General features: G+C 63.7%; 22 protein-coding genes. 16 read left to right on the top strand and 6 right to left on the bottom strand.

The window, feature by feature from the left end:
• Positions 1-50 precede the first annotated feature (50 nt).
• The gene (locus tag RFN28_RS09240; RefSeq protein ID WP_320287068.1) at positions 51-1583 is read right to left on the bottom strand and encodes an acyl-CoA carboxylase subunit beta; all 1533 of its coding nucleotides are present in this window, start codon (positions 1581-1583) and stop codon (positions 51-53) included.
• A 386-nt stretch (positions 1584-1969) separates the two neighbouring features.
• Between RFN28_RS09240 and RFN28_RS09235 the strand changes: the two genes are divergently transcribed.
• A complete protein-coding gene (locus RFN28_RS09235; RefSeq protein ID WP_320287067.1) occupies positions 1970-3418 on the top strand; it encodes a DEAD/DEAH box helicase in 1449 nt (482 codons plus the stop codon).
• A gap of 94 nt (positions 3419-3512) precedes the next feature.
• On the opposite strand, the gene RFN28_RS09230 is transcribed toward RFN28_RS09235, so the two are convergent.
• Both RFN28_RS09230 and RFN28_RS09225 read right to left on the bottom strand, forming a co-directional pair.
• Complete coding sequence (locus RFN28_RS09230; protein WP_320287135.1) at positions 3513-4487, bottom strand: alpha/beta hydrolase; 975 nt, start codon at positions 4485-4487, stop codon at positions 3513-3515.
• Between the two features lie 32 nt (positions 4488-4519).
• A complete protein-coding gene (locus RFN28_RS09225) occupies positions 4520-5368 on the bottom strand; it encodes an SDR family oxidoreductase (RefSeq protein ID WP_320287066.1) in 849 nt (282 codons plus the stop codon).
• 254 nt (positions 5369-5622) lie between these two features.
• On the opposite strand from RFN28_RS09225, the gene RFN28_RS09220 reads away from it, so the two are divergent.
• From RFN28_RS09220 to RFN28_RS09200, 5 genes are all read left to right on the top strand, one after another.
• Complete coding sequence (locus RFN28_RS09220) at positions 5623-6657, top strand: cysteine synthase A (RefSeq protein WP_320287065.1); 1035 nt, start codon at positions 5623-5625, stop codon at positions 6655-6657.
• Entirely contained in the window at positions 6657-7400 is a 744-nt protein-coding gene (locus RFN28_RS09215; RefSeq protein WP_320287064.1) for an alanyl-tRNA editing protein, read from the top strand. Before RFN28_RS09220 ends, RFN28_RS09215 begins: the two co-directional genes overlap by 1 nt.
• 45 nt (positions 7401-7445) lie before the next feature.
• Positions 7446-8297 carry a 3-mercaptopyruvate sulfurtransferase gene (sseA, locus tag RFN28_RS09210; RefSeq protein ID WP_320287063.1) on the top strand — a complete coding sequence of 284 codons (852 nt, stop codon included), beginning with the start codon at positions 7446-7448 and terminating at the stop codon, positions 8295-8297.
• Positions 8298-8302: 5 nt separating this feature from the next.
• Complete coding sequence (locus RFN28_RS09205) at positions 8303-8866, top strand: GNAT family N-acetyltransferase (RefSeq protein ID WP_320287062.1); 564 nt, start codon at positions 8303-8305, stop codon at positions 8864-8866.
• A 166-nt stretch (positions 8867-9032) separates the two neighbouring features.
• Complete coding sequence (locus RFN28_RS09200; RefSeq protein WP_320287061.1) at positions 9033-9500, top strand: DUF1203 domain-containing protein; 468 nt, start codon at positions 9033-9035, stop codon at positions 9498-9500.
• Between the two features lie 433 nt (positions 9501-9933).
• On the opposite strand, the gene ald is transcribed toward RFN28_RS09200, so the two are convergent.
• A complete protein-coding gene (gene ald / locus RFN28_RS09195) occupies positions 9934-11049 on the bottom strand; it encodes an alanine dehydrogenase (protein WP_320287060.1) in 1116 nt (371 codons plus the stop codon).
• Between the two features lie 212 nt (positions 11050-11261).
• Between ald and RFN28_RS09190 the strand changes: the two genes are divergently transcribed.
• Entirely contained in the window at positions 11262-11735 is a 474-nt protein-coding gene (locus tag RFN28_RS09190; RefSeq protein ID WP_040970412.1) for an Lrp/AsnC family transcriptional regulator, read from the top strand.
• A 4-nt stretch (positions 11736-11739) separates the two neighbouring features.
• On the opposite strand, the gene RFN28_RS09185 is transcribed toward RFN28_RS09190, so the two are convergent.
• Complete coding sequence (locus tag RFN28_RS09185; protein WP_320287059.1) at positions 11740-12399, bottom strand: 5-formyltetrahydrofolate cyclo-ligase; 660 nt, start codon at positions 12397-12399, stop codon at positions 11740-11742.
• A 174-nt stretch (positions 12400-12573) separates the two neighbouring features.
• Between RFN28_RS09185 and RFN28_RS09180 the strand changes: the two genes are divergently transcribed.
• From RFN28_RS09180 to RFN28_RS09145, 8 genes are all read left to right on the top strand, one after another.
• The gene (locus RFN28_RS09180; protein WP_320287058.1) at positions 12574-13839 is read left to right on the top strand and encodes an NAD(P)/FAD-dependent oxidoreductase; all 1266 of its coding nucleotides are present in this window, start codon (positions 12574-12576) and stop codon (positions 13837-13839) included.
• A gap of 132 nt (positions 13840-13971) precedes the next feature.
• Positions 13972-15945: a bifunctional 2',3'-cyclic-nucleotide 2'-phosphodiesterase/3'-nucleotidase gene (locus tag RFN28_RS09175; RefSeq protein WP_320287057.1), complete on the top strand. Its 1974-nt coding sequence runs from the start codon at positions 13972-13974 to the stop codon at positions 15943-15945.
• A 186-nt stretch (positions 15946-16131) separates the two neighbouring features.
• Positions 16132-16266: a hypothetical protein gene (locus RFN28_RS09170; protein WP_320287056.1), complete on the top strand. Its 135-nt coding sequence runs from the start codon at positions 16132-16134 to the stop codon at positions 16264-16266.
• 107 nt (positions 16267-16373) lie between these two features.
• Complete coding sequence (locus tag RFN28_RS09165; RefSeq protein WP_320287055.1) at positions 16374-16664, top strand: Dabb family protein; 291 nt, start codon at positions 16374-16376, stop codon at positions 16662-16664.
• 78 nt (positions 16665-16742) lie between these two features.
• Positions 16743-17618, top strand: coding sequence for a VOC family protein (locus tag RFN28_RS09160; protein ID WP_320287054.1), 876 nt, complete (start codon positions 16743-16745; stop codon positions 17616-17618).
• The gene (kdsA, locus tag RFN28_RS09155) at positions 17615-18460 is read left to right on the top strand and encodes a 3-deoxy-8-phosphooctulonate synthase (protein WP_320287053.1); all 846 of its coding nucleotides are present in this window, start codon (positions 17615-17617) and stop codon (positions 18458-18460) included. Before RFN28_RS09160 ends, kdsA begins: the two co-directional genes overlap by 4 nt.
• 95 nt (positions 18461-18555) lie before the next feature.
• Positions 18556-18759, top strand: coding sequence for a dodecin family protein (locus tag RFN28_RS09150; protein ID WP_320287052.1), 204 nt, complete (start codon positions 18556-18558; stop codon positions 18757-18759).
• Positions 18760-18844: 85 nt separating this feature from the next.
• A complete protein-coding gene (locus RFN28_RS09145) occupies positions 18845-19210 on the top strand; it encodes a PRC-barrel domain-containing protein (RefSeq protein WP_320287051.1) in 366 nt (121 codons plus the stop codon).
• A 56-nt stretch (positions 19211-19266) separates the two neighbouring features.
• Here RFN28_RS09145 and RFN28_RS09140 read toward each other — a convergent pair whose 3' ends face one another.
• On the bottom strand, positions 19267-19389 hold the full coding sequence (locus RFN28_RS09140; protein WP_320287050.1) for a hypothetical protein: 123 nt from the start codon (positions 19387-19389) through the stop codon (positions 19267-19269).
• Between the two features lie 199 nt (positions 19390-19588).
• Here RFN28_RS09140 and eno point away from each other — a divergent pair, with 199 nt between their 5' ends.
• The gene (gene eno / locus RFN28_RS09135) at positions 19589-20863 is read left to right on the top strand and encodes a phosphopyruvate hydratase (RefSeq protein WP_320287049.1); all 1275 of its coding nucleotides are present in this window, start codon (positions 19589-19591) and stop codon (positions 20861-20863) included.
• The last annotated feature ends 31 nt before the right edge of the window (positions 20864-20894 follow it).

Raw genomic sequence — 20894 nt, 5'->3', positions numbered from 1 at the left:
GATGGCTTCTCACGGAAGCGCCTCGTCATCAAGGATAGATGCCCATTGCCTCACAGCGGAATGTTGTCGTGCTTCTTCCAAGGGTTCTGCATGTCCTTGTTGCGCAGCATGCGCAGCGCTCGCGCGACGCGGCGACGGGTCGAGTGGGGCATGATCACTTCGTCGACATAGCCGCGCTCGGCCGCCACAAAAGGCGACAGGAAGCGATCCTCGTAAGCCTTTGTATGGGCTGCGATCTTCTCCGCATTGCCGATGTCCTTGCGATAGATGATCTCGACTGCGCCCCTCGCGCCCATGACTGCGATCTGCGCCGACGGCCAGGCATAGTTCATGTCGCCACGCAGATGCTTTGAGGCCATGACGTCATAGGCACCGCCATAGGCCTTGCGGGTGATCACGGTGATCTTGGGCACGGTCGCCTCGGCATAGGCGAAGAGCAGCTTCGCGCCGTGCTTGATCAGCCCGCCATATTCCTGCGCGGTGCCGGGCAGGAAGCCCGGAACGTCGACGAAGGTGACGATCGGGATCGAGAAGCAATCGCAAAAACGCACGAAGCGCGCCGCCTTGCGGCTGGCGTCGGAGTCCAGCACGCCGGCCAGCACCATCGGCTGGTTGGCGACGAAGCCGACAGTTCGGCCGTCGACGCGGCCGAAGCCGGTGACGATGTTCTTGGCGAAGCTCGCCTGGATCTCGAAGAAGTCGCTTTCGTCACAGGTTTTGAGGATCAGTTCCTTGATGTCGTAAGGCTTGTTGGCGTTGTCCGGGATCAGCCGGTCGAGCGACATGTCGTGATCCGTCACCGACTGGTAGCATTCGATCTCGGGTATCTCGGCGGTGTTGGAGGCTGGGAGAAGATCGATCAGCCGGCGCATCTGCAGCAGAGCCTCGACGTCATTGTCATAGGCGCCGTCGGCGATGGAGGATCTGGTCGTGTGCACCGTGGCGCCGCCGAGGCTCTCGGCCGTCACCGTCTCGTTGGTCACCGTCTTCACCACGTCGGGGCCGGTGACGAACATGTAGGATGTGTCGCGCACCATGAAGATGAAGTCGGTCATGGCGGGCGAATAGACGTCGCCGCCGGCGCAGGGGCCCATGATCAGCGAGATCTGCGGGATGACGCCGGAGGCGAGGACGTTGCGCTGAAAAATCTCGGCATAGCCGCCGAGCGCCGCCACGCCCTCCTGGATGCGGGCGCCGCCCGCGTCGTAGAGGCCAATGATCGGCGCCCGGTTGCGCAGCGCCATCTCCTGCACCTTGACCACCTTCTCGGCGTGTGCCTCCGACAGCGAGCCGCCGAACACGGTGAAATCCTTGGCGAAGAGATAGACGGGACGCCCGTTGACGGTGCCCCATCCTGTGACGACGCCGTCGCCGGCGATCTTGGTCTTCTCCATGCCGAAATCGGTCGAACGGTGCTCGACATACATGTCGAACTCCTCGAACGATCCCTCGTCGAGGAACACTTCGATACGCTCGCGGGCGGTGAGCTTGCCTTTCTTGTGCTGCGCCTCGATCCGCTCCTTGCCCCCGCCCATGCGGGCGATCTCGCGGCGGCGCTCGAGTTCCTTCAGCACGTCCTTCATCGCTCGGCCCTCAAAACGGAAAAGTGCTTTTTGGTAATCGCGAGGGCAGCCGAGCGCAAGCGGCGCTTTTCGGTCGCTGTTTTGCTGCAATGCAACATAGCCTCTTGCATTTTGGGCCGGACTCGGCCATATGCGGCGACATAGGCGCTTGGGCCGAACTCTCGGCTTTCTCCACGAATGAGACTGGTTGCGTCTGTTTCCCTCTTTCCGTTTGATCGGCAAGGTGGCGAAAGAGCCCCGGGGCATGAAGCTCGCGGGCACGACAGCGCAGCCGCGCGGACGTCTGTCCGCCGCCTTGTCGTTTTCTGACAATTTTTCGACGGCAGGTTGCGCCCCGCCGCCATTGATGTTTGCGGCCATATAGGGCCGCGTGAAAGAAGATTATTTTGACCAACGAAAACAGAGCGGAACCGACTGGTTTCGCTACCCTTGGAATAACCGGCGCGCTGCTCAAGGCCGCCAATGCCGCCGGCTTCACCGATCCGAAGCCGATCCAGGCACAGGCGATCCCGCCGCAGCTCGAAGGCCGCGACATTTTCGGCATCGCCCAGACCGGCTCGGGCAAGACGGCGGCCTTCGCCTTGCCGATCCTGTCGAAGATCATCGGGCTCGGCACCAAGCGCCGGCCGAAGACGGCGCGCGCGCTGATCCTGGCGCCGACGCGCGAGCTTGCCGTGCAGATCGAGGACACGATCAAGCTGCTCGCCAAGGGCGCGCATATCTCGACCGCACTCGTGCTTGGCGGCGTCTCCCGCTACAGCCAGGTGAAGAAGATCGCGCCCGGTGTCGACATCCTGATCGCCACGCCCGGCCGGCTGACCGACCTGGTGCGCGAGGGCGACCTCATCCTTGCCGACACCAAATGGCTGGTGCTCGACGAGGGCGACCGCATGCTCGACATGGGCTTCATCAACGACGTCAAGCGCATCGCCAAGGCGACCGCGCCGGACCGCCAGACGGCGCTGTTCTCGGCAACGCTGCCGAACGAGATCGCGGAGCTCGCCAAGGGCCTGCTGAAGGATCCGGTTCGCATCGAGGTCGCGCCGCAGAGCACGACGGCGGCCGAGATCGTGCAGAGCGTGGTACTTGCCCGCACCAAGCAGAAGCGTCAGGTGCTATCGAAGATGCTCGCGGACGAGGCGATGCGCTCGGTGATCGTATTCTCGCGCACCAAGCATGGCGCCGACCGCGTCACCAAGGACCTTGCCCGCGACGGCTTCAACGCCGCCGTCATCCACGGAAACAAGTCGCAGAACGCGCGCCAGAAGGCGCTCAACGATTTCCGCGACGGCTCCGTGCGCATCCTGGTTGCAACCGATATCGCGGCGCGCGGCATCGACGTGCCCGGCATCAGCCATGTCGTGAATTTCGACCTGCCGGACGAGGCGGAAAGCTATGTCCACCGCATCGGCCGCACCGGCCGCAACGGCAGGGACGGCATCGCGATCACGCTTTGTGATCCGTCGGAGAACGGCAAGCTGAGGCAGGTCGAGCGCATCATCCGCATGCGGCTGCCGGTGATCGCCGATCACCTCGGCAGTCCTGACCCGCAGCGCGATCCCAAGGAAAAGACCGAACGCCATTTCGAGCCTGCCAACGACCGCGAGCATCATGGCGGCCGCCGTGATGGCCGCCGCCCCGGCAACGGCAACAACGGTAAGAAGCGCTTCGGCGGCAAGCCGGCGGGCGAAAGGGCGTTTTCCGGGAATCCCGGCGGCGAACGCCCCATGACCGCCAAGCCGAATGGCGAGCGCAAGCCCGATGGCGCTAAGCGCTTCAGGGGCAACAACAAGCGCCGCTTCGGCGGCAAGCGGCCGGCGAACCGCGCCGCCTGAGCCGAAGCAACGAGGCTCATCACAGAGCTCGGCTGGAAAAGGAGGCGGCTGAAGCGATGCTTCAGCCGTCTTTTCATATCGAGCAGCATGAGCGCTACGGCATCAGCGCCTTCACCCACACCGCGATCCGTTGGGTGAGAAAACCCGTGGTCTGGGGCGACAGCGCGTCGCCGGCAATCACGTGATTGTCCGGATCGCCGGTATCGTCGACCGGCACCAGCTCGTGCGGGCCGCCCCAGCGCCCGGCGATCTCGCGCGTACGGTCCGGCCGCACCACCTTGTCGGCGTCCGAGAAGATGAACAGGGCAGGGATGGCCGCCTTTTCGACCGGCGCGCCATAGGCGAGTTTGGTGAGCGCAGCCATCGGCAGGGTCGCCGACATCGGATATTTTGTGGTCCAGAATTTTTCGTGGAGTGCGTTGCGCGGCGTGAAGCTGCGCTCCTTGCCGCCAACGAGCTCTGCGATCTGCTTGCCCCAGGGCATGGTCAGCAATTCGGCCCCTGAGGCCTTGACGCCGAAATTCGGCGAGATGAACGCGATCGCGGCGACGCCGTCTGAGGCACCCGGCTGGGTTGCCGCCCATGTCGCCAGCGAGGCGCCCGTGGAGGTGGCGATAACGATCACCTTGTCGCCGATCGCACGGCCGATGGCGATCGCCTCTTCATAGTCGTTGATCCAGGCGTTGACGCTGCCTTCGGCCATCGCGGCGCCATCCTGGCCGTGGCCGGTCAGGCGCGTGTAGAAGAGGTTGGCGTTGAGCTCGTCGGCGACATCGTCCGGCAGCGGGCGGACCTCGCCCTTCGAGGCCGAAAAGCCATGGATATAGACAATCGCAAGCTTCGTCTTGGCGTGAACCATCGGGTTAGCCCAGATGATTTCCTTGTCCAGCCCGTCGCGGATATTGGGCACGGCAGCCTCCTCGCGCGCCAGATACGCCTGCGGATCGTCGCCGATCGCCGAAGGGTCGAAGCGGATCGTCGTGTCGACGGTCACGCGTGGACCGAGCAAGAAACCGGCGACAGGGATGACGATGAGACCCAGTACGGCAAGCACGATCCTTCGCCCTATCCCAAGACCGCTGCGTCCTTTGGGCAACATGCTTACGTCGCCTGATCCGAAGAGGTACCCGCCTTGCCCGGCATCTTGCGGTCGAAACTCAACGGCCGTCCCCACCAGCTGGTGGTCAGCCCGATTACCAGGCGGCAGACCGGCCGCGGCAGCAGGCCAAGCAGCTTGAGCGGCCAGCTTATGTGATAAGGGAAGGTGACCTCGAAGCCGCCTTTTCTGATGCCGCGCGCCATGCGGCGCGACGCGCGGTGCACCGGCATCAGCCCCGGCATCGGCAGCATGTTCTTCTCGGTCAGCGGCGTGTCGACGAAACCCGGATTCATCACCTGGATGCGGATGTTCATCTTGTCGAAGTCGTATTTGAGCGACTCCGCCAAGATGTTGATAGCCGCCTTGGTGCCGCCATAGGCCGCGGTCGTCGGCCAACCGGAATAGGCGGTGACCGATCCGACCAGGACGACATGGCCGCGTCCTCTCGCGCGCATATAGTCGACCACCGGCACCAGGCCATTGACGATGCCGAAATAATTGACGGCGAAGGAGCGGTGGAAATCGCGAACCACAAGATGCTCGCCGGGCGTGGCGATATAGTTGCCAGCGTTGAAGACGGCGAGCACGATCGGCCCCATCTCCTCTTCGATCGCCGCGACCGTCCGAGCCATGCCTTGCTCGTCGGTGACGTCGCACGGGAAGGACTTCACATGGCCGGTCATCTGCGCCGTCTCGACCAGCAGAGTGTCGACGGGATCGCTCGGCAGCGCCGTCACCGCGACGGCATAGCCCTGCTTTGCGAGATCCTTGGCCAGCGCTCGGCCGATACCGCTGCTGCCGCCCGTGACCCAGGCGACACCGTCTTTCGGGTTGGCCCGGTAGAGTGTCATTGAAAGCCCTGCGAGTGTTTCGGGGTCATGCGCCCAGATCAAAATCCTGCAGCGTCCTTTGCCCGTCCAATGGACGCGCGGCGCTATAGTGCTCTAGCGGCGAAGAAATCGGATGAAAAGAGCCCTTTTGGGCGCATCGTTGAAATGATCGCGAGGGCTGCAGCGCCCGGAATGCGACTGGACCAGGCAAAATCTTGCCTTGAAACCGAGGCTTCCGGTTTCTAGGGTCACGCCGCACGCACAAAGGAATCCCCATGCCCCGTAATGTGATCGAAGCGATCGGCAACACACCCTTGATCCGGCTCAACAAGGCTTCGGACGCGACCGGCTGCGAGATTCTGGGCAAGGCCGAATTCATGAACCCGGGCCAATCGGTCAAGGACCGTGCCGGCCTGTTCATCATTCGCGATGCCGAGCAGCGCGGGCTTTTGAGACCCGGCGGCGTCATCGTCGAAGGGACCGCCGGCAACACCGGCATCGGCCTGACGCTGGTCGCCAAGGCGCTCGGTTACAGGACCGTCATCGTCATCCCCGACACCCAGAGCCAAGAGAAAAAAGACACGATCAAGGTTCTGGGCGCGGAACTGATCGAAGTGCCGGCCTTGCCCTACAAGAACCCCAACAACTATGTGAAGCTGTCGGGGCGGCTCGCCGAGCAACTGGCGCGGTCGGAGCCGAATGGGGCGATCTGGGCCAACCAGTTCGACAACGTCGCCAACCGCGACGGCCATATCCGCACGACGGCAGAGGAGATCTGGACCCAGACCGGCGGCAAGGTCGACGGCTTCGTGTCGGCAGTCGGCACCGGCGGCACGCTCGCCGGCGTCGCGATCGGACTGAAGGGCAAGAGCAAGCAAGTCAAGATCGCGCTCGCCGATCCGCTGGGCGCCGCTCTCTACTCCTTCTACACCAGCGGCGAGCTGAAGGCCGACGGCAGCTCGATCACCGAAGGCATCGGCCAGGGCCGCATCACCGCGAACCTCGAAGGATTCACGCCGGACTTCTCCTACCAGATCCCGGACGAGGAGGCGTTGCCGATCATCTTCGACCTGATCCAGGAAGAGGGGCTCTGCGTCGGCGGCTCGACCGGCATCAACATCGCCGGTGCCATCCGGCTGGCGCGCGAGCTCGGTCCCGGCCACACCATCGTGACAATCCTCGCGGACTATGGAACACGCTACCAGTCGAAGCTGTTCAATCCAGAATTCCTGCGCGGCAAGAACCTGCCGGTGCCGGGCTGGATGGAAGAAAAGGCCGATATCGCAGTGCCGTTCGAAAAGGTGGCGTGATGGCGCACAAGACGGAAGCGCTGTTCCGTGACGATGCCTATCTGAAGACGGCGGAAGCACAAGTCGTCGCCGTCAACGACCGCGGCGGCATTCTTCTTGATAGGACCATCTTCTACGCTACGTCAGGAGGACAACCCGGCGATACCGGCCTGTTCGAACGCGCCGACGGCAGCCGCATCGCGATTGCCGCCACCATTACCGGCGAGACCAAGGACGAGATCATCCATGTCCCGGCGCCGGAGCAGCCGCTGCCTGCGGTCGGCGAGACGCTGAAGCTCGCCATCGACTGGACGCGGCGCTATCTTCTGATGCGCATGCACGCCGCCTGCCATCTGCTCACCGTCGTCTGTCCGTTTCCGATCACTGGAGCGGCGGTCGCCGAAGACGACAGCCGCGTCGACTTCGACATTCCCGATGCCGGCTTCACCAAGGAAGACGTGACCGCCAGGCTGATGGAGCTTGTGCGCGCCGATCATCCGATCTTCACGCGGCTGATCACCGACGAGGAACTGGCCGCCAATCCCGGCCTGGTGAAATCGAAGAACGTGCGGCCTCCCGTCGGCACCGGCAAGATCCGCCTGGTCTGCATCGGCGAGAATGCCTCGATCGACAGCCAGCCTTGCGGCGGCACCCATGTGAAGAGCACCGGTGAGGTCGGCGAGATCCACATCGGCAAGATCGAGAAGAAGGGCCGCGAGAACCGGCGCTTCCGCATCCGTTTCGGGCCGATGCCGGCGAATTGACTGGCGAAGACGGGCAGCATCGCGGGAGGCGGAAAGGAGCAGAAAATGGCCGAGGACAGCCCTTTCATCGTCGACGCGGATTGGCTCGAGAAGCGGCTTGGCACGCCCGGGCTCACCATTATCGACGCTTCCTGGTACCTGCCGGCACAGCAGCGCAACGCCCACGCCGAATACACCGCCGCCCATATTCCCGGCGCTCGCTTCCTCGATCAGGATGCCGTTTCGGACCCGGATTCCAAGCTGCCGCACACATTGGCGTCGCCCCACTACTTCGCGCAATATGTCGGCTCCATGGGCGTTTCGGCCGACGACACCATCGTCGTCTATGACGGTCCGGGCCTGTTTTCGGCCCCGCGCGCCTGGTGGATGTTCCGCGTCATGGGCGTCTTCCAGGTCTACATCCTAAGCGGGGGCTTCGACCGCTGGCAGGCAGAAGGGCGGCCGGTGACGGCGGAGCCAACCAAAACAGCGCCTTGCGTCTTTTACGCCGATTTCGATGCAGGCCGTGTCGTCAGCCTCGACGAGATGCGTCGCATCGTCGAAAGCCGAGCAAGCCAGATCGCCGACGCTCGTTCCCCCGGACGCTTCGCCGGGACCGATCCGGAACCGCGCCCCGGCGTTCGCTCCGGCCATATGCCGGGGGCTCACAACGTCCCGGTTGCCGCGCTTGCCGAGAATGGCGAGCTTTTGCCCGCGGAACGCTTGCGCAAGGTGATTGAGGATGCTGGCATCGACCTTTCGAAGCCGGTCGTCACCTCCTGCGGATCTGGCATCACCGCGGCGGCGATCACGCTGGCGCTCGAGACGCTTGGCCATGCCGACAACAGGCTTTACGACGGTTCATGGACGGAATGGGGCGGGCTCAGCGACACGCCCGTGGTGACGGGCAAGGAATGACGGCGATGGAAAACGGTGCGCCGAAGGATATCGAGGTCACGGTCACATTCCTCGAAATGCATGTGCCGCCGGCGTCGTCGCCGCCGCTGCCCTACAACCGTCAGATCGCGCTGCTGAAGACTAAGGACATTCCGCTGCATTTCTATCGCTACCTGATGGATCGCGTCGGGCGCAAATGGCACTGGGTCAATGTGCTCAGGTTGAGCGACGAGGAACTCGCCGCCGGTCTGCATCGCGAGGATCGCGATATCAGGGTGCTTTACCTCGACGGGTCTCCCGCCGGCTTCTTCGACCTCAAGCCGCACCTGCCGGAGGAAGTGGAACTCGCCTATTTCGGCATGATGGAACACGCGCACGGCCAGGGAATCGGCCGCTGGTTTCTGGGCGCGGCGATCTCCGCCGCATGGTCGTACGCGCCGAAGCGCGTCACGGTGCAGACCTGCACGCTCGACCATCCGGCGGCGCTGCCGCTCTACCAGAAGCTCGGCTTCATTCCGGTGGCGCAGAAGAAGGAAATCGTCCATCCGATGACATTCGCCGAGCGCTCGGCGAGTGTGATGCGGCCGTAGCTCTTTTGCGACGACACAGCGCCAGCACGATGATTTGCTGGCTCGGGTTCAAGCGAGCCGCGCTCTTTTGGGCTCGACGTGCCCCTACGAGCCGCTTGGCAAGAATCGGGTGGGAGCCGCCTCCGCCGAGGCATAACTTCCGGTCGACGACACCGGAGATTTCGCCATGAGCATCCAGTTCAAAGGCTTGCCGACCGAAGCCGTGCACGCCTTGCAGCGGGGAGCGCCCGACGCCTACGGCCGCACGCCCGAACGAAGGATTTCCGATGGCGACGGCGTGCCGTGCCGGCATTGCATGAAGGACGTTGCGGCGGGTGATGCCTTTCTCATCCTCGCCTACCGGCCGTTCCCCGAACTCCAGCCTTACGCCGAGACCGGGCCGATCTTCCTGCATGCGGACGAATGCGAGCGCGCCGAGCAGGCGGATACGCTGCCCGAGATGCTCAAGAGCAGCGACTATATCGTGCGCGGCTACGGCAAGGACGACCGCATCGTCTACGGCAGCGGCCGTGTTGTTCCGACCGGCGATATCGTGGCCCGCGCCGAGACATTGTTCGAGCGCGACGACATCGCCTACATCCACGTCCGCTCGGCGCGCAACAATTGCTACCAGTGCCGTATCGACCGGGCCTGAGAGCCAAAAAAAATGCCCGCCGATGGCCTGGCGGGCAGTTGGGAAAAAGCCTGCGACAGAAGCTGTTGGCGAAAATCGCCAGCAGGCCGACGTGTCTAGGCATTTTTTCCCGAAGCCGAATGTGAAACACTTCACACAATGCATACCGGTGGCATCCGGCGTTTTCGAGCCGCGCGAATATCGCTGACGGCTGTCGTACTCCCGTCGTATAAGCGCGCTAAAAGACGATCGTTGATCGATTGCCGACCGCGGATGAACCGGCGGCATGTCGCAACATCGAGGAAGCGGGGCTTTGGCTCCGCTTTTTTGTTGCGCGGTTTTCTTTGATTATCCCGGCGCTTCGCGGAATCGCTTTTCCTGGATTTGCTCCAGACAAAGAAAAGCCCGCCGGAACGAGCCGGCGGGCGAGACTGGAGCTTGGTTGTTGCTGCCGTCAGGCGGCGAGCACTGTCTTCGGCTCGACCATCTCGTAGCCGAGCGCCTCGGCGACGGCGCGGTTGGTGATCTTGCCCTTGTGGACATTGAGGCCGTTGCGCAGGTGGTGGTCGTCGACCAGCGCCTTGAGGCCCTTGTCGGCGAGCTGCAGGCCGTGGTGCAGGGTGGCGTTGTTGAGCGCATGCGCCGAGGTGACCGGCACCGCGCCCGGCATGTTGGCGACGCAGTAGTGGATCACGCCGTCGACCTCGTAGGTCGGCTCGGCATGGGTCGTGGCATGCGAGGTCTCGAAGCAGCCGCCCTGGTCGATGGCGACGTCGACGAGCACCGAGCCCTTCTTCATGCCGGAAAGCATTTCGCGGGTAACGAGCTTGGGCGCCGCAGCGCCCGGGATCAGCACGGCGCCGACGACGATGTCGGCCGAGAAGCATTCCTCTTCCAGCGCCTCGACGGTCGAGTAGCGGGTGTGGACGCGGCCGGCGAAGATGTCGTCGAGATGGCGCAGGCGCGGGATCGAGCGGTCGATGATGGTGACGTCGGCGCCGAGGCCGACGGCCATTTTCGCCGCATGCAGGCCGACGACGCCGCCGCCCAGCACCGTCACCTTGCCCGGCAGCACGCCGGGTACGCCGCCAAGCAGCACGCCGCGGCCGCCATTGGCCTTCTGCAGCGCGGTGGCGCCGGCCTGGATCGACAGGCGGCCGGCGACTTCCGACATCGGCGCGAGCAGCGGCAGGCCGCCGCGGTCGTCGGTGACAGTCTCATAGGCGACAGCGGTGACGCCCGAAGCGAGCAGGCCCTTGGTCTGCTCCGGATCGGGAGCGAGGTGGAGATAGGTGTAGAGGATCTGGCCGTCGCGGAGCTGGACCCATTCATTGGGCTGCGGCTCCTTGACCTTGACGATCATGTCCGACTTGGCGAACACGTCGGCGGCCGTCTTGGCGACAGTGGCGCCGGCGGCGCGATAGGCATTGTCGTCGGCGCCGATGCCGGCGCCGGCGCCGGTCTCGACCAGCACTTCATGGCCGTGCGCGACATATTCGCGGACCGAGCCGGGCGTCAGGCCGACGCGGTATTCATGGTTCTTGATTTCCTTGGGGCAACCGACGCGCATTCTCTTCTCCTGTCCGCCCTTAAGAGGGCGCTCTCCCTGTCATTTCTGTGCATGCCGTCAGCCCCGAAACCGCCGCGCAGTTTTGGGCGACACGCATGAGACGCAGTAAAGCATGAATCGTTCCGTATGTGTTTGCGAATGCACTTGCGGCGGGCCGCAGTCTTCGGTAATTGTTGCGCAAATTCCCAAAATATTCGCAGGAAACACGAAAAATGCCGCTCGACAGGATTGATATCGCCATTCTGGAGACTTTGCAGAAGGATGGCCGGATACCCAATGCGGCGCTGGCCGAGAAGGTCGGGCTGTCGCAGTCGGCCTGCTCGCGCCGGCTCGACAATCTGGAGAAATCCGGAACCATCCGCGGCTACCATGCGCGGCTTTCCAACGCCGCGCTCGGCCATCAGATGACGGCGATCGTCCATATATCGCTGTCAGGGCAGTTCGAGAAGACGCTGTCGGATTTCGAGGCAGCGATCAAACGCTGCCCGAACGTGCTTTCCTGCCATCTGATGTCGGGCGAATACGACTATATCCTGCGCATCGCTGCAAAAGACCTCGCAGACTATGAGCGCATCCACAAGGAGTGGCTGTCGGCCATGCCGCATGTAACGAAGATCAACTCATCCTTCGCCTTGCGCGAGATCATCGACAGGACAGCGGTGGGCCTGCGGCCGGAGATGGCGTAGGCTTCTAGGCCCCATAGACCTCCGTCACCACCTCGCTCATCGGGATGTCGTGCGGCTGCGGGTAGATGGTCGGGATGCGCTGCAATTCGTAGCCTACGCCGATTACCAGCGCCCTGAACGGCATGGCGGCCAGCGTGCGGTCGTAGAAGCCGCCGCCATAGCCGAGCCGGTAGTTGCCGGGAGCGATGCCGACCATCGGCGAGATCACGATGTCCGGCAGCACCGGATCGCCCTCGGCCGGGATCGGAATATTCCAGACACCCTTTTCCAGCCGGTCTCCCGGCGCATAGGCGCGAAACACCAGAGGCTGGCCTTTCTCGATGACGACGGGGAGCGCCGTGCGGCCACCGCGCTCGTTGACCGATGCCATCCAGCCGCGCAGGTCCGGCTCGCCGCGGAACGGCCAGTAGAGGCTGACCATGCGGCCGCCAATGTCGCCGATGAGGTTGTCGAGGCTCTCGGCAATGCGCGCCGCCATGGCCGCGCGCGCGTCGGCGGAAGCCGCAAGCCGGGCGCCAATCAGTTTTTCGCGCTCGGCCTTGCGCCAGCGCCTGACATCGGTCCAGTCGGACAGCGGCATCTGATAGGTCGGGTCGAGTTCGTGCATGAAACAAGGAGGCGAGGCGTATTGGGTCGGGCCCTCGTCATCACGATCGTCAATCATGCCTTTGCTCCCGTCATTTTTCTTCACGCTATACCCTGCACCTGACTGGCGGCATGTGCATTCACGACACCAGGAGACGACTCCCGGGCAATAGAGCGTCTGCCGCGGCATTGTTGCGGTGCACAAAAATGCTTACATCGTCTTGGGTCAGCTTGCTTGGCGAGGTGAACGAAAATGGGTGAAGCCAGCCATCACGTCGTGGTCGTCGGCGCAGGGTTCGGCGGTCTCGAACTCACCCGTGCCCTGGCCGGTGCGCCAGTGCGCATCACCATGATCGACAAGCGCAATCATCATCTGTTCCAGCCGCTGCTCTATCAGGTGGCAACCACCTCTCTCGCCACTTCCGAGATCGCCTGGCCGATCCGTCATTTGCTGCGCAAGCGCAGGGACGTGATGACCCTTCTCGGCAACGTCACCGGCGTCGACCGTCAGGCCAAACATGTGCTCCTCGACGATGGCAGCGCGGTCGGCTACGACACGCTGGTGCTCGCCACCGGCGCGCGCCACGCCTATTTCGGCCACGACGAATGGGAGCCCTTTGCGCCGGGACTGAAGACGCTTGAAGACGCAACCGAGATACGGCGCCGCATCCTGCTGGCGTTCGAGCAGGCCGAGCGCGAGACCGACCCTGCCAAACGTCAGGCGCTGCTTACGCTGGTCATCGTCGGCGGCGGGCCAACCGGCGTCGAGCTTGCCGGCACCATTGTCGAGCTCGCGCATGACACGCTGCGCGGCGAATTCCGCAACATCGACACGCGGCAGGCGCGTGTGGTGCTGATCGAGGCCGGCGACCGGATCCTCGCCAATTTTGCACCGGAGCTCTCAGCCTATGCGCAGAAAGCGCTGTTGCGGCTTGGCGTGACGGTCGAGCTCGGCCGCGCCGTCACGCATCTGGATGCCGAAGGCGTCGTCTTCGGCGCCACGCATCTACCGGCAAGGACGATCCTGTGGGCGGCCGGCGTCGCCGCTTCGCCGGCGGCGGAATGGCTGGGAGCCCCGGCCGATCGGGCGGGCAGGGTGCTGGTCGAGCCCGATCTCACCGTGCCCGGCAGCCCCGACATCTTCGTCATAGGCGACACGGCGCATCTGTTGCGGCCGGATGGCAAGCCGGTGCCGGGCGTCGCACCCGCCGCCAAGCAGGAGGGGCTCCATGTCGCCGCGACCATCAAGGCGCGGTTGGTTGGCGACAGGACGCCGCGTCCGTTCCGCTACCGGCACGACGGCGATCTGGCGACGATCGGCAAGCGCGCCGCCGCGATTGATTTCGGCTGGATCAAGCTTACCGGCTGGCCCGCCTGGTGGCTTTGGGGAATCGCGCACATCTATTTCCTGATCGATTTCCGCAACCGGCTCGCCGTATCGCTTAGCTGGCTATGGATATATTCCACCGGGCAGCGCAGCGCACGGCTGATCACTCAGGGCGACCACGACAGGAGCTGATCGCCGCCAGGCCTGTTTCATCGACGCGTCACCTTGTCGTGATCAACAGGCTTCCAACCGACGTGGACTCAAAATGCCTTCCGCGCCATGTTCCGGGGCAGGGGTTGTCGCGCCGTCTAAGAGGAGAAAACAATGTCACTTTTGCCCGTCTCCCGCCGCGAATTCCTGGCCGGGACAGCCGCCAGCGGAGCGCTGATCATGCTGCATCCGTTCTCCGCCCGCGCCGCGGCCAATCAGGCGCATCTGCGAATCATGGAAACGACCGACATCCATGTGAACCTGCTGCCCTATGACTACTACGCCGACAAAGCGAACGACACGATGGGCCTGTCGCGCACGGCCTCGCTGATCGACGCGGTGCGCAAGGAAGCCGCCAATTCGATGCTGATCGACAATGGCGACCTGCTGCAGGGCAACCCGATGGGCGACTACATCGCCTATGAGAGGGGCATGAAGGACGGCGACCTGCATCCGATCATGAAGGGCATGAATCTGCTCGGCTACGAATGCTCGACGCTCGGCAATCACGAATTCAACTACGGCCTGTCGTTCATGGACAAGGTGTTGGCCGGCGCCAATTTCCCGTTCGTGTGCGCGAACCTGATCCGCGGCACCGCGCTGGCCACCAATCCGCGCGACGACAAGCTCTACCTCAAGCCCTATGTCATCCTCGACAGGAAGATCAAGGACGGCTCGGGCGCCGAGCAGCCGATCAGGATCGGCGTCATCGGTTTCGTGCCGCCGCAGATCATGGTCTGGGACCTGAAGAACCTGGAAGGCAACGTCAAGACGCGCGACATCGTCGAGGCGGCCAAGGCCTGGGTGCCGCAGATCAGGGAGGAGGGCGCCGACATCGTCATTGCGCTCTCGCACTCCGGCATCGACATCAAGCAGGGCGACATGATGGAGAACGCCTCGTTCTTCGTCGCCGGCGTCGACGGCATCGATGCCGTCTTCACCGGCCACCAGCATCTCGTCTTCCCCGGCAAGAAGGATTTCCAGGCGCTCGCGGGCGTCGACACCGCAAAGGGCACCCTGCAGGGCAAGCCGGCGGTGATGGGCGGTTTCTGGGGCTCGCATATGGGCCTTATCGACCTTTTGCTGGAGCGCGACGGCTCGAAATGGCGGATCGTCTCGGCCACCTCCGAGGCACGGCCGATCTATGAGCGCGTCGACAACAAGAACAAGGCGAGGGTCGGCGACGACAAGCGCATCATCGCGGCGCTCGCGCAGGACCATGAGGCGACGCTCGCCTATGTCCGTCGCCCCGTCGGCAAGACCTCCGCGCCGCTCTATTCCTATTTCTCGCTCGTCGCCGACGATCCGTCGGTGCAGATCGTCAACCAGGCGCAGAGCTGGTATCTGAAAGACATATTGAAGAGCACGCAGTGGAAGGACGTGCCGCTGCTTTCGGCGGCCGCTCCCTTCAAGGCCGGCGGCCGCAACGGCGCCGACTATTATACCGACGTCCCAGTCGGCGACATCGCCATCAAGAATGTCGCCGACCTCTATCTCTATCCGAACACGGTGCGGGCGGTCGAAATCACCGGTGCAGAGGTCAAGGAATGGCTGGAAATGTCGGCCGGTATCTTCAACAGGGTCGAGCCCGGCAAGGCCGATCAGCCGCTGATCAACACCGACTTCCCGTCCTACAATTTCGACGTGATCGACAGCGTCACCTACAGGATCGACCTGTCGCAGCCGCCGAAATACGATGCGAAGGGCGGCGTGGCCAATGCCGGCTCAAGCCGCATCATCGACCTGAAATTCGACGGCAAACCGATTGATCCGGCGGCGAAATTCGTGGTCGCAACCAACAACTACCGCGCCGGTGGCGGCGGCAATTTCCCCGACATCAACGCTTCGAAGATCATCTATGAGGCGCCGGACACCAACCGCGACGTGATCGTGCGCTATGTCGTCAGCGAGGGCACGATCAACCCGTCGGCGGATGGCAACTGGTCCTTCGCACCTTTGCCCGGCACCAGCGTCGTCTTCGAGACCGGACCCAAGGCCAAGGACTTTCTCGACCAGGTGAAGTCGTTGAAGATCGAGCCGGCGGGCGAGGGCGAAGCGGGATTTGCCAAGTACCGCATCACCCTTTGAAGCCGCGCTGGAACCGATCCGCTGCCGGCTCGCACGAGAGATTTGTGCCCGCGTGCCGCAGAGCTGCGGGGCAGTTCTGCCTGCGCTCCTCATCACGGAAGGCTGTGCTGATAGAAAACGGTGAACCGGAACAATTTGCAGCGAAGGCGCTCTGGTTCCGGTCGGCGACGTGCGGTAGTTTTAGCGATGCGTTATGTGATCGTCATCGCCGCCATCACCTTCTTCCTGATCTGGGACGGCCTCTACAACCAGGGCCGCTACCTCGACGCGACCGTCAGGGAGATGTCGCGCATCGTAAGCTACGTCACCGGAGCCGCCTGAGGCCTGACTGCTCCCGTCTCGGCGGATGAGGCGCGACATCGTTGCCGGTTGACGTGACGGCCTTGCTCCCACAAAAACGCGCTCTTCCGTCGATCAAGGAGGCTGGATTGATCCGGCACATCGTTTTCTTCAGCGTACGGCGCAAGGAGGATGTGGAGGCCGTGCGGTCTGGCCTGCAGGACCTGGGCAAGATTCCGCACTCGAAACATTTCGAGGTGACGCTCAACACCAAGGTCGATCTGTTCTCTAACGCGATCGACGTGGTCGTCTATGCCGAGTTCGAGGATGAAGCGGCGCTCGCCGCCTACAGGGCGCATCCGATCTATGCGGACACGACCAGCAAGGTGAAGCCGCTGCGCGAGCTGCGCTATTCGGCGGACGTCGTGGCCGCCGCCTGAGCCAGATGCTCGATTCACCTCGCTCCGCTCCGTGCCGGGCCTTGAACCGGTGGCCGGAATGGGGCACACCGCGCCGGCATGATCAAAACTTCGACCCACCCGCTCGACCATCTGGTTCTGCCGACACGGAGCCTCGATGTCGCAAGGCAGCGCCTGTCGTCGCTTGGCTTTGTCGTGGCGCCGACCGGCATCCATCCTTTCGGGACCGAGAACGCTTGCGTCTTTTTCGCTGACGGCACCTATCTGGAGCCGCTGGCTATCGGCGATGAACAAACGGCCGAGCGGGCGATGAGCGAAGGCAACGTCTTTGTCGCGCGCGACCGCCTTTACCGCGACAGGCTAGGCGAGGAAGGCTTTTCAGCCGTCGTCTTCGGTACCGCCGATGCCGTTGCCGACCACGCGCGCTATGTCGGGGCGGGGCTGTCGGCCGGGGATATGCTGAGCTTTTCGCGCGTCTTCGCCGACCCGACCGGGAAGAGCGACACGGCGTCGTTCAAACTGGCATTTGCGGCCGACAGGGAAGCAGCCGATGCGTTCCTGTTCGCCTGCCAGCGCATCAACGCGCCGAAGATCGACCGCACGGCCCTGCAGGCTCATGCGAACGGAGTAACCGGCATCGTCGAGATCGTCGCGATCAGCGACAGTCCTTCGGGCCAGGCCAGGCTGGTGTCGACCGCCGCCGGCAAGAACGTGGAGGACGGCGACAAGGAGGAACTGCCAAACGCGGCTCTGACGGTTCTGACGCCCGACACCTTTGCCTCGCGCTTCGGCGTTCCGACAGGGGTCTCTTCGGACCTGCGTTTCGCCGCCATCATTTTTTCGGTCCGCGGCAGCGCCGCCGCCGCGCGCCTGCTTGCGGCCAGCGCGATCGAACACAACATGAGCGGGAACGATATCGTCGTGCCGCCGGCGCCCGGCCAGGGCGCGACCTTCATCTTCAGGGAGATCCCATGAACAAGCCCCTGGCGCCCAACGCATCGGTAACCGTCGGCAAGGTCGTGTTCGCCAACAACGCGCCGCTGTCGCTGATTGCCGGTCCTTGCCAGCTCGAATCGCGCCAGCACGCCTTCGACATGGCCGGCGCGCTGAAGGAACTGACCGAGCGGCTGGGCATCGGCCTCGTCTATAAGACGAGCTACGACAAGGCCAACCGCACTTCACTGACGGCGACGCGCGGCGCCGGACTCGAAGCCGCGATGCCGATCTTCGATGATTTGCGCAAGACGTTTTCCATCCCCGTGCTGACCGACGTCCACACCGAGGAGCAATGCGCGATCGTCGCCCCGCATGTCGATGTCCTGCAAATTCCGGCTTTCCTTTCGCGCCAGACCGACATGCTGGTCGCAGCGGCGCGGACCGGGAAGGTCGTCAACGTGAAGAAGGGCCAGTTCCTCGCGCCGTGGGACATGAAGAATGTCGTCGCCAAGATTACGGGTTCCGGCAACGCCAACGTGCTGGTCACCGAGCGCGGCGCCTCCTTTGGCTACAACACGCTTGTGTCGGACATGCGCGCGCTGCCGATCATGGCCGAGATCGGCGCCCCGGTGATCTTCGACGCCACCCATTCCGTGCAGCAGCCGGGCGGGCAGGGCGGCTCCTCGGGCGGCGAGCGCCGCTTTGTCGAAACTCTGGCTCGCGCGGCAGTCGCGGTTGGCGTTGCCGGGGTTTTCATCGAAACCCATCATGACCCGGACAACTCGACCTCTTCCGACGGTCCCAACATGGTGCCGCTCAAGGACATGCCGGCGCTGCTAGAAAGGTTGATGGCGTTCGACCGGATCGCCAAGGGGCACTGACGGCCGCTGCAGGCCTGCCCGGCCCCGCGCGGCTTGTGGTCGCCAATGGCCGGCTGTACGCTTTTCCCGTGCAACTGAGCGCCTTGGAGGAAGCCATGTCTGTCGCCCGCGTCACCGAGATTACGTCATCGTCCAACAAGAGCTTTCAAGATGCCATCGAGCAGGGCATTGCGCGCGCCGCAAAGACGTTGAAGAACGTCGAGGGCGCCTGGATCCAGGATCAGAAGGTCGTCATCGAGAACGGCAAGATCTCCGACTACCGCGTCAACATGAAGGTGACCTTCATTCTCGCTGACTAGGATCGCGCTGCCGGCGGAAAGTCCGGAACCTTCGACCGCTCCCCTCATTCTCCGAACAGGTATTCAACCCGAGAGGAGCACCACCATGACCACCCCGTCTGGCCACACCGACGCGATTGCCGCCTCACGCGTCATCGGCACGTCGGTCTACAATACCGAAGGCGACAGCATCGGCAGCGTCGAGGATGTCATGCTCGACAAGATGTCGAACGGCATCATGTTTGCAGTGATCGGCTTCGGCGGTTTCCTCGGCATGGGCGAAAAATATCACGCCGTCCCGTGGGCAACCCTCGACTATGACAAGGACAAGGGCGGCTACGTCGTGCCCTTCACCAAGGAGCAGCTCAAGGCCGCGCCCGCCTACTCGATCAAGGAGCTGACCGGAGCCGATGGCGAAGCGGCGCGCAACGCGTCCTTCGATTACTATCAGGTAACCCCCTACTGGCACTGACAATCGCAGCGAAATCGAAAAGGCCCCCGTCCGACGAGGGCCTTTCAGGGTTGAGGCTACTCTGTTGCGTGAAGGGCCGGCACTTGCACCGCGCCTTGCGGGGCCTTCTGGTTGTTGCACGACGTCAGGAATGCCGCCGCGATCAGAAACAAACTCACGATACCGCTCAACTGGGACATGGCGAAACTCCTCCTGTTTCGCCCCGCGCGAACGCGACCATATATCAGAACGAGGTCCGATGCGCATGACGTATGATGACAGAGATTTGCGCTTCGTGAATCGCGCCCTCGGCAATATTTGCGGACGGCCCGATTGCCTTTTGCGGCGCTTTGGCTAAGAGGGGCGCGACGCTTCAATCGATCAATCGGGGACATCGCAATGACCGCCATCATCGACATTGTCGGGCGTGAAATCCTGGACAGCCGTGGAAATCCGACCGTCGAGGTCGACGTGGTGCTGGAAGACGGTTCGATGGGCCGCGCCGCGGTGCCGTCCGGCGCCTCGACCGGCGCGCATGAAGCGGTGGAGCTGCGCGACGGGGGGCCGCGCTATCTCGGTAAGGGCGTCCAGCGCGCCGTCGAGGCCGTGAACGGCGAGCTGTTCGAGGCGATCGGCGGCATGGAAGCCGAGAACCAGATCCATATCGACCAGACGATGATCGAGCTCGACGGCACGCCGAACAAGAGCCGGCTCGGCGCCAACGCCATCCTCGGCGTGTCGCTGGCAGTCGCCAAGGCTGCCGCCGAGGCCGCCAGCCTGCCGCTCTATCGCTATGTCGGCGGCGCCAAGGCGCATGTGCTGCCGGTGCCGATGATGAACATCATCAATGGCGGCGCCCATGCCGACAACCCGATCGACTTCCAGGAATTCATGATCCTGCCGGTCGGCGCGCCGACGCTGCGCGACGGCGTACGCTGGGGATCGGAAATCTTCCACACGCTGCGCAGGAAGCTGAAGGACGCCGGCCACAACACCAATGTCGGCGACGAGGGCGGCTTCGCCCCCAACCTGAAGAGCGCGCCGGCCGCGCTCGATTTCATCATGGAATCGATCGAGAAGGCCGGCTTCAAGCCGGGCGAGGACGTGGCGCTCGGCCTCGATTGCGCCGCGACCGAGTTCTTCAAGGACGGCAACTATGTCTATGAGGGCGAGAAGAAGACCCGCGATCCGAAGGCGCAGGCGAAATACCTTGCCAAGCTCGCTTCCGACTATCCGATCGTCACCATCGAGGACGGCCTTGCCGAGGACGACTGGGAGGGCTGGAAGATCCTGACCGACCTGATTGGCAAGAAGACCCAGCTCGTCGGCGACGATCTGTTCGTCACCAACACAGCACGCCTGCGCGACGGCATCCGCATGGGCGTCGCCAACTCGATCCTGGTCAAGGTCAATCAGATCGGGTCGCTGACCGAGACGCTCGACGCCGTGGAGACTGCGCACAAGGCGGCCTACACCGCGGTGATGTCGCACCGCTCGGGCGAGACCGAGGATTCGACCATTGCCGACCTCGCGGTCGCCACCAATTGCGGGCAGATCAAGACCGGCTCGCTGTCGCGCTCGGACCGCATGGCCAAGTACAACCAGCTGATCCGCATCGAGGAGGAGCTCGGCAAGCAGGCGCGCTATGCCGGCAAGTCGGTGTTCAAAAGCTGATCCAGAGCAATTTCCTAGGAGCGTAACGGGC

Source organism: Mesorhizobium album (genome assembly GCF_033977205.1).
GTDB classification, from domain to species: domain Bacteria; phylum Pseudomonadota; class Alphaproteobacteria; order Rhizobiales; family Rhizobiaceae; genus Mesorhizobium; species Mesorhizobium album.
Note: the sequence above shows the minus strand (reverse complement) of the source record. Positions and strands in the feature narration are given on the sequence as shown.